Origin of the sequence: Pseudoalteromonas sp. APC 3495 (genome assembly GCF_030407645.1) — a bacterium.
Lineage (GTDB): Bacteria > Pseudomonadota > Gammaproteobacteria > Enterobacterales > Alteromonadaceae > Pseudoalteromonas > Pseudoalteromonas tetraodonis.
This window is the reverse complement of record NZ_JASDDA010000015.1, coordinates 1-13,532: the sequence shown is the minus strand read 5'-3', so window position 1 is coordinate 13,532 and position 13,532 is coordinate 1. Positions and strand designations below refer to the sequence as shown.

The following is a 13,532-nucleotide window of genomic DNA, read 5'->3' as shown; positions in this document are numbered from 1 at the left end:
ACCACTTCTGGTACACTTTCTTCGACATGAAATATTTCCTACTATCTCCCTAATCTTTATTTATAAACTGCCTTGTTAGATTGCTATTATTTAGTGTTAGTTTCTCGTATAATTTGCACTATTAATTACACTGTAAATAAAGTGGTCGAGAACAATGAGTTTAGCTCAAACTATTATGCCAGAAGGCTATATCTTTCCTCCTAAGCCAGCTCCGTTAACACAAGACGAAAAAGGCGAATATAAAGCGCGAATAAAGCAGTTACTGCAAGAAAAAAACGCGGTGCTTGTTGCTCATTATTACACTGATCCTGAAATTCAGGCACTCGCTGAAGAAACAGGCGGTTGTGTAGCCGATTCACTAGAAATGGCACGCTTTGGCGCTAGACACGAAGCCGACATGATCATTGTCGCGGGCGTACGTTTTATGGGTGAAACCGCTAAAATTTTAACCCCCAATAAAACTGTGGTGATGCCAACACTTGAAGCGACTTGTTCATTAGATATTGGTTGCCCTGTGGATGAGTTTTCAGCATTTTGTGATCAACACCCAGATCGTAAAGTGGTTGTATACGCTAACACCTCTACCGCGGTTAAAGCGCGTGCTGATTGGATAGTTACCTCATCGTGTGCACTTGAAATAGTAGAGCACTTAGATGAGCAAGGCGAAAAAATTATTTGGGGCCCAGATAAGCATTTAGGCAGCTATATTCAAAAGAATACCGGTGCCGATATGATCATGTGGAACGGCGCATGTATCGTACATGACGAATTTAAAACCAAAGCCTTAAAAGACATGAAGGCATTGCACCCAGATGCGGGCGTACTTGTGCACCCAGAATCACCGGCTGAAATTGTTGAATTAGCCGATGCAGTTGGCTCTACTAGCCAGCTAATTAAAGCCGCTCAAACAATGAGCAATAAAAAGTTTATTGTAGCCACCGATCGCGGTATTTTTTATAAAATGCAGCAACTATGCCCAGAGAAAGAGTTTTTCGAAGCTCCAACGGCCGGTAGCGGCGCTACGTGTAAAACTTGCGCTCACTGCCCATGGATGGCAATGAATGGCTTACAAGCGATTGAGGAAGCACTGATTGATGCCAGCGGCAAAGAAGTATTTGTTGATATGGACTTACGCGAAGGCGCACTTAGATCGTTAAATCGCATGCTTGATTTTACAGCCAATATGGCAAAATAATAAATGGCAATATAACGCATTAGATAAAGGCGATACTCAGGTATCGCCTTTTTTATTTGCTTATAGGTGGTTAGTTTGATTATTGAGCAGTTAAAAGCGTGATGTTAAAAAGGCCTTGCACCAAGCAAGTGTATTTCATACTATAGCGCGCTGTTGCACTGCAACATTGTGGAGAGATGGCTGAGTGGCTGAAGGCGCACGCCTGGAAAGTGTGTTTAGGTTAATCCCTAACGAGGGTTCGAATCCCTCTCTCTCCACCATTATTCTATATTAGGACGTCTCAGGACGTCCTTTTTTGTGCCTGCAATAAAGTTAAATCAATAGCTTAGCGTCTCATCACGTCCCATCTTGTTTCACCCAAGCTCAAAGCTTTAGTATCCAATATGGTATTCCTCTAATAAACTGCCATAATAAGGAATACTAAATTAAATTGGAGTTAATTTGTTATGGCCAGATCTACAAAGCAACTTACTGACACAGCACTAAAAAAAGCAAAAACTGAAGGTAAAGATATAATTTTATCCGATGGTAACGGCCTACAAGTAAAAGTTAGAAAGAGTGGCTCTAAGCTCTGGAACTTCAACTACTACCATCCAATTACAAAAAAGCGTGTCAACATGGGGCTAGGTAAGTACCCCGATGTATCTATTGTAAATGCCAGAAAGCTAGCGCAACAAGCCAGAGAACTAGTTGCTTTAGGGAATGATCCAAAAGAGCATAGAGATGAAACCTTAGCTTTTAAACGGGCTCAAGAAGAGTTAACACTAAATAAAGTAGCTTTAGAGTGGTTTGAGGTTAAAAAGCCTGATTTTACGCAAGCTCATGGCGAAGATATTTGGCGCTCGTTAAATAACCATATACTGCCGGTTATTGGTAAATATCCAATTGGCAAAATTAACGCACCACAAGTCATAAAAATTTTAAGGCCCATAGAGGCTAAAGGTACTTTAGAAACAGTTAAGCGTTTGAGCCAAAGATTAAACCAAGTTATGACCTACGCAGTTAATAGTGGTTATATTCAAGCTAATCCGCTTGCTGGAATAAAAGAAACATTTAAAAAGCCACAAAAGCAAAACATGCCTTCGTTAAAACCAGAAGAGCTGCCTGAATTGATGCAAACGCTTGCAACGGCATCAATTAAACGTGTAACTCGTTTTTTGATTGAATGGCAGTTGCATACCCTTACCCGCCCTGGAGAAGCTGCCGGTACGCGTTGGGATGAAATTGATTTTGAGAATAAACTTTGGGTTATCCCAGCTGAACGTATGAAAAAGCGCAGAGAGCATGCCATTCCTCTATCAAATCAAGCTTTAGAGTTATTAGAATCAATAAAACCAATTTCAGGGCACAGAGACTTTGTTTTTCCGTCAGATAGAAACCCGAGAAATCATATCAATAATGAAACAGCTAATATGGCTCTAAAACGCATGGGTTTTGAGGGGCGGTTAGTAAGCCATGGCTTGCGATCGCTTGGTAGCACCACGTTAAATGAGCATGAGTTTAATCCAGATATAATAGAAGCCGCACTGGCACATGTAGATAAAAACCAAGTTCGCTCTGCTTATAATAGAGCTGAATACATAGAAAAACGTAGAGAGCTAATGAATTGGTGGAGCGACCATATAGGCAAAGCATCCCAAGGATCTTTATCTATATCAGGTACCGGGTGTCTGTCAAAGGTAGTTTAGTGTTTTATTTTTACAGTTAGTACCATATAAGAATTGATGTTTATGGAATCGTATAGCCTTATTTTATTTTGTATCTGTATTATCTTTTATGGTTTGCAGATATTTATTACTCATCAAAAGCAAAAAAATGAATTTAGACAGTATCAATTAGACCAAGAAGAAAAAGAATTACATTTAACGAGATTAAATGAGTTAGAAATTGAGCTTCGAACTCTAATTGATAAATTAGCGCAGAGTGAAGGAAGTATTCTGTTGTTGAGAGAGGAGTGCAATTTTAAAATAATATACAGAGCATCAAACAAAATACTTTTAGATTTCCAATATGATTTATCTCAAAATGAATTTTTAATTATATCGATTTTTCTAAAAAACTATCGTTATTACCAAGATCGTTTTGTAACTAAAGCTTGGCTGCTAGATAAAATGAGAGAAATTATACTCGATAGGTATAGTGGAACTAGACGCTGTCCTTTAGGGGAATATATCGAAAATTAAGAGGTCTGCTGCAGTACTGTGTTGTGAGCAAAGAAAGCTTTTTTAATACAAATCATTCAGTCACTGGGTGAGGCAATGAGCTGGTTAGAAAGGGAGTTAAGTTGGGATGTGTCTGCAACAGAGCTTAGACACTTAACCGGTAGAATAGGGGAACTGTACGTCACACTTATAACTAATGGGCGTATGGCAACTGAGGCTAACCAGGCAGGGTACGATGTTGTATCAAGTAGTGGCGCGCGAATATCAGTCAAAACAACAGGTAGAATGCATAAAGGTGGCCATATAAGCTTTAATACTAATACACTAGACTTGGTCGATCGTATAATTATTTTAAGAATCAATACAGATGAGATGCAAGTTGAAACTTTATTAGATGCGCCCGTTGAAGAAGCTAAAAAATTAATGAGTGATGCAGTATCGGGAAAAAGCTGTATAACAATGAGCAAGTTAATAAATCAACCTACTGAGCCACGTATATTATTAAATGTAAAGGAAGCAACATGGAATAACTACAAATTGGTGGAGCTAGAAAACGGTACTATTGAAGTGCTTTTAAATGACGAGCTTGTAACACCAAGTAAGCCTTACTTACGTGATATTGCTAAAGAGTTAGGGGTTTCAATTTTAAATGGCAACGGAAATCCATTTAATACACGGCAGTTGGGTTCTGTGTTGATTAAAGAGTTATTAAATTAAAGCTATTGTTATTTATACGCAGTAGTCTACAGGCAAGAAATAAGACCTCTAATCCACTGAGCTCAAACAAGTTTCATTAACTATGTAATTTATGTATTATGCAGATTCCTCATACAAAAGGAACGTTGATGAAGAATGTACTACTAATAGTTACCGGTGCAAGCCCGCAGGTATTAACCGAAACTCTTTTTGCGCTTTATCAGCAGGGTAAGCCTATGCCTGAAGAGATTTTTGTTATTACCACAAAAAGCACCAAGGCTATGCTCACCGATGGATTATTTAAGCAGGGCTATTTAGCTAAACTAATAGCAGACTATAAACTTCCCAACATTAAACTCCCCGATGAAAACATATGGCTTATAGAAGACGATAATGGCCAACCTATTAATGATGCTAAATCTGAAATAGAACAGACCTACATGGCCGACTTTATTACACGTAAAGTATTTGAACTCACCAATAAGAACGATATCAGCATTCATGCATCTATTGCGGGTGGCCGTAAAACAATGGCGTTTTATTTAGGCTATGCCATGTCGTTGTTAGGGCGCGAGCAAGACTCACTTAGTCATGTATTTGTTAATGATGAATTTGAATTTGTCAGAGATTTTTACTACCCAACTCCCCACGACCATATTATTGACGGTAAAAACGGCACTCAAGTTAATTGTATAAATGCAAAGGTAACCCTTGCCGAAATTCCATTTGTGCGAATGCGCCAATCTATCGACGAAACACTCATTGCCAACATGCAAAGTGCATCATTTAGCCAAACAGTAGCAAGCTTAAACTCAGCGCATAAAAAAGATTTAACCTTAGAGGTAAACGCAAAAGCAAAAACACTCACCTTTGCGGGTGTCGAAATTAAACTTACCGCAAAAGAAACCGCCTTTTATTTATGGTTAAACCAATACAGCCAAAGTGAACATAAAAAGCTAGTGGTGAGTCGTGATTTTGAAGAGTCTTTGCGTTACAGCAAAGAATATCTCATGCATTTACAGCAAAATAGCAGTGATTTACGTATATTCCGTGATACGTTTGGCATAGAGCCCGAAGATTTTAGAGACGGTTTACACAGTAATTTAAAAGTAATGGAAAAAACCTTTGTGCAACAAACGCGCAGCCGCATAAACAATAAAATAAATAAGGTGTTACCAAACGAGCTTGCTAAAAAAGTAGCGATTGACTCTAATAACCAAAGCTTTGAAACAAGCTACTGGTTAAGCGCAGTAACACACAATATAAAAATAAATATAACGGCTTAATATTCGCAAGCTTGCAAACGCATAAAAATAATAACGCATGCTAAATTAGTTGATAAGGAATTAATCAGGAATGAAGCAGTCAATGAACTTTGAACACATTCAATCTAAGTGGCCAGAGCTACACCAGTTAGCCGCTTTTGCAGAAGATTATGCGATTACCGATCCACAAAGCTCACTGGTTAAGCTGCGTTGCTTTGCCGAAAAAGTAGTAGGCTACTTATATAAAGAACTTAGTTTACCTGTTTTACCCACTTCTAACATTTTTGATAAACTTACCGCCGACGACTTTACAAGTGCAGTTCCGCGTTTAATTACCGATAAGCTTCACGCCATTCGTAAAAGTGGTAATCAAGCAGCCCACGAAGGCAAAGTTGATCAACAACAAGCTATTTGGATATTAAAAGAAAGCTACTTTGTAGCCTCGTACTTATTTATGGCGTATGCCAATGGCACGCAACAAGAGTGCCCAGAGTTTAAAGCGCCTGAGCAAACACAGCCGACTAACCAAAGTGATGCCGAGTTTGCAAAAAAGAACAAGCAACTCACCAAGCAGCTAGCCGAAAATCAGGCCCGTTTAAAATGCGCACTTGACGAACTAGAAGCCGCAGAGCTTGCACAAAAACAAGCACAGCAGCAAGCAGCAAAACTAAAACAAACTATTGATGCAGAAAAGCTGGCTCAGGTTAAAACCCGTAATGAGCAAATTGTTAACTCTAGTTTTAACTTTAACGAAGACGAAACCCGTAAACGCATTATCGATTTAGATTTACGTAATGCTGGTTGGCACGTTGCACTTGACGACGAATCAACAGAAGACGTTGGCAAAGAAGTAAAAGTAACAGATCAACCTACAACAACAGGCGTAGGTTATGTTGATTACGTATTATGGGATGACGACGGTAAACCACTTGCGGTAATAGAGGCAAAACGCACTCGCGAAAATATCGAAAAAGGCCGCCAGCAAGCAACGCTTTATGCCAACGCGCTCGAAAAGCAATATGGCCAACGCCCTATTATTTTTTATTCAAACGGCTGGGATATAAAAATTCTCGACGACACGCAAGGCTATAATAGCCGTGGTTTATACGGTTACTACTCAAAAGATTCCCTACAGTACTTAATAAAGCAGCGCACACTTAAAAAAGATTTAAATAAAACGCCGATAGATACTGCTGTGGCAGGGCGTTTGTATCAAATGGAAACCATAACCCGAGTATGTGAGCGCTTTAGTGATAAACACCGAAAAGCGCTTATTGTGCAAGCAACCGGCACAGGTAAAACACGCGTATCTATTGCACTTGCCAAACGGCTGCTCGATGCAGGTTGGGCTAAGCGCGTACTATTTTTATGTGACCGAAAAGAACTACGTAAACAAGCGGGTAACGCCTTTACCGAATTCACCAAAGAGCCAGTGCATATTGTTGGTAAAAGCGCTAAAAATACAGCTGCCAGCGCGCGGGTATTTATAGCAACGTACCCGGGTATGCTACGCATAATGAACAAGTACGACGTAGGCTATTTTGACCTAATAGTAGCTGATGAATCGCACCGCTCAATTTACAATATTTATGGTGATATTTTTAAATACTTTGATGCACTCGAAGTAGGCTTAACCGCTACACCGGTTGAAATGGTATCGCGCTCAACGTGTGATTTGTTTGGTTGCGACTACAAACTACCCACAGCTAACTACCCACTCGAAGACGCGATAGAGCAAGGCAACTTAGTCCCTTACAAAATTGTAAGTTACACCACCCAGTTTTTGCGCGAAGGCATTAAAAAAGACAACCTAACCGACGAACAAATAGCCCAATTAGAAGAGCAAGGCATTGACCCTAACGAGCTCGACTTTGACGCAAAACAAATAGACGAAGCCATTAAAAATAAAGACACCAACAGGTTAATACTGCGTAACCTAATGGAAAAAGGTCTGCGCGATAAAGACGGCCAACTACCAGGTAAAACAATCATATTCGCCCGTAACATAGCTCATGCCGAATTAATGGCCCAGTTATTTAGTGAGCTTTACCCGCAGCATGGTGCTAATTTTTGCCGCGTTATTCACTCAAAGTACGAACGGGCCGAAGAGCTAATAGACGATTTTAAATCAAGCGACGAAAACAGCATGCGCATAGCTGTGTCGGTCGATATGCTCGACACCGGCATAGACGTGCCTGAATGCGTAAACCTTGTATTTGCAAAACCCATAAAATCAAAAGTAAAGTTTTGGCAAATGATTGGCCGTGGCACACGCTTATGCGAAAACCTATACGGACCAGGGCAGCACAAAACTCACTTTTTAATATTCGATCACTGGGCAAACTTTGGATACTTTGACGAAAACCCAGAAGAAGACGACGTAAAACAAGCAAAATCGTTACTGCAAAAACTATTTGAAGCGCGGGTAACCCTTGCACAAACAGCCCTCAAAAAAGCAAATATGGATGTGTTTGATCAAACCATTAAATTAATTCACGACGATATTTGCCTACTGCCAATGGAATCAATATCGGTGCGCGATAACTGGCTAGTGGTCGAAACCCATAAAGACCTAAAACGCCTTAATCAATTTGCGCCTAACACAGTCAGCGACTTACTCGAAAAAGTCGCGCCACTTATGCAATGGCGTAACATAATGGGGCAAAGTGAAGCCTATAAGTTTGATTTAGAGCTAACCACTATCCAAACACTAATATTTACCGATGCAAACCAAATTGATTTAGCTAAACAAAGTGTAATGAACAAGGTTGAATCGCTTCAAATGCACCTAAACGAAGTGCGTAGCAAAGCACCTGCCATAGCAGAAATACAAACACAGCAGTATTGGCAGTATTTAACCCATGCAGCGCTTGAGCAAAGCCGCATTAATTTACGCAGTATTATTCACCTGCGTAATAAAAGCGTGAAGCCACCAACAAGTGATTTTGTGCTTGATATAAAAGAAGACGAAAATCAAATACACGAAGCCGACAGGCTCACAAAAATAGTCTCTATTGATTATCAAATATACCGCCAAGAGGTAGAAAAAACACTCACCCCGTTATTTGAAACCGACAGCGTACTTAAAAAAATTCGCAACGGCGAACAAGTAACCGAAGCCGACTTAGCGCAATTAAGCTCGTTAGTGCATACGCAAAACCCAAATGTTGATTTAAATACATTAAAAGAGTTTTTTCCTGAATCAACCGCGACGCTCGACAAAATATTGCGTACCATAGTCGGTATGGACAAAAACGCCATAGAGCAGAGCTTTACTACCTTTGTGCAGCAAATACACACCCATGTAAATGCTAAACAACAGCGCTTTATTGGTATGTTAAAAAACCACCTAATTCGCCACGGCGCAATTGAAATAGCTCAGCTTTACGATGCGCCCTTTACACAAATACACGACATGGGGCTCGACGGCGTATTTAGCCAGCAACAAGCCGACGTAATAGAGCAATTTATTAAGCAGTTTGATGTAGAATTGGGCGATAAAAACCATACGGTAGATAAAGAAGTGAGGCTGTAAATGAGTAATGAGTTGGAGATTTACCAAAACGAAGATGGTAGTTTACAGCTAGCTGTTGCTTTACAACACGAGAGTCTTTGGTTATCTCAACTACAATTGGCCCAGTTATTTAATACGTCTACTGATAATATTAGTTTACACTTAAAAAATATTTATCAGTCAGGTGAACTTGATGAAAATGCAACTACCGAGGATTACTCGGTAGTTCGTCAAGAGGGTAAACGCCAAGTAAAACGTAAATTAAAACACTATAACCTTGATGCAATCATATCTGTGGGCTACCGCGTTAACTCAACCCAAGCAACACGCTTTCGCCAGTGGGCAACTAAAACATTAAAGCAGCATTTATTAAAAGGCTACACCTTAAATCAAGAGCGACTAGCACAAAACGCAACAGAGCTAGATAACGCATTACAACTCGTTAAACGAATTGCTGTTTTGCCTCAAAACAGTGAATTTGGAGCAGGGCTTGTAGATATAATTGCCAGTTACACGCAAACCTTCTTATGGCTACAACAGTATGATGAAGGACTGCTTAATTCACCAAAAGGGGAGTTAGGCGGCGCACTTACACCACTTAATGATGCAAAAATCGCGATTACTCAGCTTAAGCAAAACCTTATGAACAAAAGTAAAGCCGCGCATTTATTATATTTTGTTGTTAAAAACCACCCGTTTAGTGATGGTAATAAACGCACCGCAGCATTTTTATTTGTCGATTTTCTAAATCGAAATCAACGCCTGTTAAATGAGTATTATCAACCCGTAATAAACGATACAGGGTTAGCGGCTATTACTTTATTAGTAGCAGAGTCAAACCCTAAAGAAAAAGACACCATTATTCGCTTAATCGAAAATTTATTAAGCCAAAATTAAATAGCACAAAACGTAGGTTGGATAAGCCAGAGCGCCATCCGACGATGTTGGATAAGCCAAAGCGCCATCCGACGATGTTGGATAAGCCAGAGCGCTATCCGAGGATGCTGGATAAGCCAGAGCGCCATCCAACACCATGATATAAAATTTAATCAATATAATGAGCGCAATAAACCGCTCACACTAGGAAAACTATGATCACCGGACCTTTAAAAAGTAAAATAGATAAGCTATGGGAAGAATTTTGGACAGGCGGCATCACTAACCCGCTAACCGTAGTAGAGCAAATTACTTTTTTAATGTACGCCCGTATGCTCGACATGAACGAGCAAGCCGACGAAAAACGCAGCGCTCGCACAAACAAGCCGTTTAACCGCCGCTTTACCGACGATGAGCAACATATTCGTTGGCAAAACCTGCGCCATTTAGGCGCAGAAGAGTTATACAAATTAGTTAAAGATGAACTGTTTCCGTACTTTTCAAAAACCTCAGACGACGTATCGCCAGAAGGCGCGATATTTAATGAGTTTATGAAAGACGCGCAATTGATGATTCAAAAGCAAAGCTTATTGGTAAAAGCCGTTGAAATGGTAAACGACTTACCGCTTGAAAACTCAGACACCAAAGGCGATTTATACGAATACTTGCTTAGCAAACTTACTACCGCAGGCATTAACGGCCAATTTAGAACCCCGCGCCACATTATACGCGCCATGGTCGAAATGATGAACCCAGATGTAACCAGCCAAATATGCGACCCATCAACCGGCACCGGTGGCTTTTTATCGGTAAGTTACGAATACCTATTACAAAAATACACCTCAGCCGAGGGCATCGACCGCGAGCCCGTGCTTGACGTAAATGGCAACGTTCAATGTGATGATAGCGGCAAACCGCTTGAAAACGTGCTTTACTCAGGCGATTTAATAACCCCAGAGCAGCGAAGCCATATAGATACAAACATGTTCAACGGCTTTGACTTTGACGCTACCATGCTACGCGTAGCCGCCATGAACCTAGTAATGCACGGCATTAAACAACCGGGCATTCATTATCAAGATACCCTAAGCCAAAACTTTAAAGAGCATTACCCACAAAAGGCCAAAGAAGGCTTTGACATAATACTCGCCAACCCGCCATTTAAAGGCAGCCTAGACGAAGAAGACGTATGCCCCGAGTTATTACGTAAAGTAAAAACTAAAAAAACCGAGCTGCTATTTGTTGCCCTTATAGAGCGCATGCTAAAAATAGGCGGGCAATCTGCGACTATCGTGCCCGACGGCGTATTATTTGGCTCATCAAAAGCGCACGTACAACTGCGCCAAATGCTGGTAGATAACAATCAGCTAGAAGCGGTAATTTCACTGCCAAGTGGCGTGTTTAAACCCTACGCCGGTGTTTCAACCGCCATACTTATATTCACTAAAGGTGGCAGCACCGACCACGTATGGTTTTACGACGTGCAAGCCGACGGTTTTAGCTTGGATGACAAACGCACGCCAATAAAAGCCAACGACTTACCAAGCCTAATTAGCGAATTTAAAGCCCGTGATAAAGCACAGGCGACAAGTGATAGTAATGATAAAACTCAAAAGGCGTTTTGGGTCAGTAAAGAAGAGATAGCCAGCAACAAATACGACCTGTCAATCAACCGCTATAAAGAAGTAGTATACGAGGAAGAAAGCTACGATCCGCCAAAAGAGATCTTGGGTAAATTAGTGAGCTTAGAGAATGAAATACTGGCTGATTTAAAAGAGCTGGAGGGGATGCTGTGAGCTGGCCTTTAGTTAAGATAGGTGATGTCGCGCCTTCTAAACCGATTAAAAATCCAGACATAATTGATGAAAAGCCTGTTTGGCTACTAAATTTAGATAAAGTCGAGTCGCAATCAGGGGTTGTGACTGAAAAAGTTTATGACTTAGTTAAATCTGCTGGTTCTTCAACACATTGGTTTGATGAACGACATGTGCTTTATTCAAAATTACGTCCTTATCTAAATAAAGTCGTTTTACCAGATGAACAGGGATTAGCTACTACGGAACTGGTGCCTTTGTGTCCTGATGGGGAAAGGCTTGATAGGAGGTACTTAACCTATTACTTGCGATCAAAGTACTTTGTAAATTGGATTAGTGATCAAGTGGCCGGTGCAAAAATGCCTCGTGTTTCAATGAATACTTTTTGGAATCATAAAATTCCATTACCATCACTGGAGGAGCAAAAACGAATAGCTGCGATTTTAGATAAAGCAGACACCATCCGCCGCAAACGCCAACAAGCCATCAAACTCGCCGATGACTTCCTACGCAGCGTATTCCTAGACATGTTCGGCGATCCCGTCACCAACCCAAAGAGCTGGCAAGTAGAATTGTTAGGCGAGCATATTCGACATGCAAACAATGGCCTTTCTAGGCGGAGAAAAGTAGAAGAAAATATCGGCGATATCGTATTAAGACTTCAAGATGTTCATTATGAGGGAATTAGGTTTGGTAAGGAACTCAATAGAGTTGATCTTGAAGACAAAGAGAAAAGCAGATATCGATTAGATATAGGAGACTTGCTATTTATCCGTGTAAACGGTAACCCAGAGTATGTGGGGCGTTCAGCAGTCTTTGAAGGTTTTAATGAAGCAGTGTTTCATAATGATCATCTTATTAGAATCAAGGTTAAAGACTCATTTAACTCTAGGTTTTTGTCTTACATGCTAAACCTACCGGGTGGTAAGAAAATAATATCAAGCAAGACTAAAACATCGGCAGGACAACACACTATTAGCCAAGGTGGAATAGAGTCTTTGGAGTTCATTATTCCGCCCATTGATTTGCAAAACAAATTTGTAGAAATTCAAAGTAAAGTGAAGATGCAATTGACTAGGCAATCTGTTTCATTCAATGAATTGACTCACAGTTTTGACTCTTTAAGCCAAAAAGCTTTCGCTGGCGAACTATAACGCGGTATAAAAAATTAACAAGGATGTTGCATGACCGAACGTGAATTAAATAACAACATAATCAACGTAGAGCTTACAAAGCAAGCCGCTTATTTCACGCGTAAGGATAAATAAAAAATGCAGGCACAAGTAAAAAGCATGAATGAAGTGGGCGATACGGTATTTTTAACACCCACGCCATTACTCAGCTACGAGGAACTGGTATTAAAAAGCTTAGGCTCAAACACCTATCGCGGCTTTCATCGTAAAAGTAATAATTGCTTAGGCGCATCACATACCTTTAGAGCTGTGTTAACGAAAAAGAAAGACTATTTAATTCACACATTAAATAATCTCACCTCTGAAATAGAGTTAAACGAACTTGCAAACGAGTTATGTAGCGAGCTAATAGTTGAGCTGAGTAAAAACATTAAACCTTCGCAATTGCAGTCGTTTAATAAAGTGCGAAAGCCCATTGATATTGTATTTGAGCACTTTGTAGCAATGGGTGAAGACTTTGAACCAGCAAGAAAAACCGCCACACCATGGCTATTTTTACCCCTTGATAGCCAAATTTTTCAGTCAGAATTTATATTTACCACTGAAGAAGCGAAGGCTTTAGGCATTAAGCGCCGCTTTACCTATAAAGACATTGAAACAGCCCAGCACTACACAGAAATACAAAACTTTTTAAAAGATAAAGCGACAAAAATAAGTTTAAACCACCGTATTTATTTTGATTTGATTTGGAACAAACGCTTTGAAAGCAACGGCACCAACTTATTTTTAACCAATCCAAGCAAAAATAGGTAAACATTTAGTTACTTAAAAATAGTAACTACAAAATATTAAAATTTTAATTATAAAGTAAGAAATA

10 protein-coding genes and 1 tRNA gene are annotated in these 13,532 nt (G+C 40.0%); all 11 read left to right on the top strand.

All coding sequences use genetic code 11. The features are described from left to right. Positions 1 to 154: 154 nt before the first annotated feature. The 11 genes from nadA (at position 155) to QL984_RS08165 (ending at position 13,468) form a co-directional block, all read left to right on the top strand. Positions 155 to 1,195 carry a quinolinate synthase NadA gene (gene nadA / locus QL984_RS08215; RefSeq protein ID WP_016899824.1) on the top strand — a complete coding sequence of 347 codons (1,041 nt, stop codon included), beginning with the start codon at positions 155 to 157 and terminating at the stop codon, positions 1,193 to 1,195. Positions 1,196 to 1,365: 170 nt separating this feature from the next. Continuing rightward, positions 1,366 to 1,455 (top strand) — tRNA-Ser (locus tag QL984_RS08210). Positions 1,456 to 1,641: 186 nt separating this feature from the next. Further along, positions 1,642 to 2,883 (top strand): integrase domain-containing protein, encoded by a 1,242-nt coding sequence (locus QL984_RS08205; protein ID WP_024603133.1) that lies wholly within the window; start codon positions 1,642 to 1,644, stop codon positions 2,881 to 2,883. A 42-nt stretch (positions 2,884 to 2,925) separates the two neighbouring features. Further along, on the top strand, positions 2,926 to 3,378 hold the full coding sequence (locus tag QL984_RS08200; protein ID WP_042849457.1) for a hypothetical protein: 453 nt from the start codon (positions 2,926 to 2,928) through the stop codon (positions 3,376 to 3,378). Positions 3,379 to 3,453: 75 nt separating this feature from the next. Further along, positions 3,454 to 4,074 carry a hypothetical protein gene (locus tag QL984_RS08195; protein WP_051385890.1) on the top strand — a complete coding sequence of 207 codons (621 nt, stop codon included), beginning with the start codon at positions 3,454 to 3,456 and terminating at the stop codon, positions 4,072 to 4,074. Between the two features lie 128 nt (positions 4,075 to 4,202). Continuing rightward, a complete protein-coding gene (gene csm6 / locus QL984_RS08190) occupies positions 4,203 to 5,339 on the top strand; it encodes a CRISPR-associated ring nuclease Csm6 (protein WP_024603136.1) in 1,137 nt (378 codons plus the stop codon). Between the two features lie 70 nt (positions 5,340 to 5,409). Continuing rightward, entirely contained in the window at positions 5,410 to 8,853 is a 3,444-nt protein-coding gene (locus QL984_RS08185) for a DEAD/DEAH box helicase family protein (RefSeq protein WP_138764286.1), read from the top strand. Beyond that, complete coding sequence (locus QL984_RS08180; protein WP_138764285.1) at positions 8,854 to 9,729, top strand: virulence protein RhuM/Fic/DOC family protein; 876 nt, start codon at positions 8,854 to 8,856, stop codon at positions 9,727 to 9,729. Between the two features lie 194 nt (positions 9,730 to 9,923). Then, the gene (locus QL984_RS08175; protein WP_138764284.1) at positions 9,924 to 11,504 is read left to right on the top strand and encodes a class I SAM-dependent DNA methyltransferase; all 1,581 of its coding nucleotides are present in this window, start codon (positions 9,924 to 9,926) and stop codon (positions 11,502 to 11,504) included. Then, positions 11,501 to 12,676, top strand: coding sequence for a restriction endonuclease subunit S (locus tag QL984_RS08170; RefSeq protein ID WP_138764283.1), 1,176 nt, complete (start codon positions 11,501 to 11,503; stop codon positions 12,674 to 12,676). The genes QL984_RS08175 and QL984_RS08170 overlap by 4 nt, the downstream gene beginning before the upstream one ends. 117 nt (positions 12,677 to 12,793) lie before the next feature. Beyond that, on the top strand, positions 12,794 to 13,468 hold the full coding sequence (locus tag QL984_RS08165; protein WP_138764282.1) for a hypothetical protein: 675 nt from the start codon (positions 12,794 to 12,796) through the stop codon (positions 13,466 to 13,468). The last annotated feature ends 64 nt before the right edge of the window (positions 13,469 to 13,532 follow it).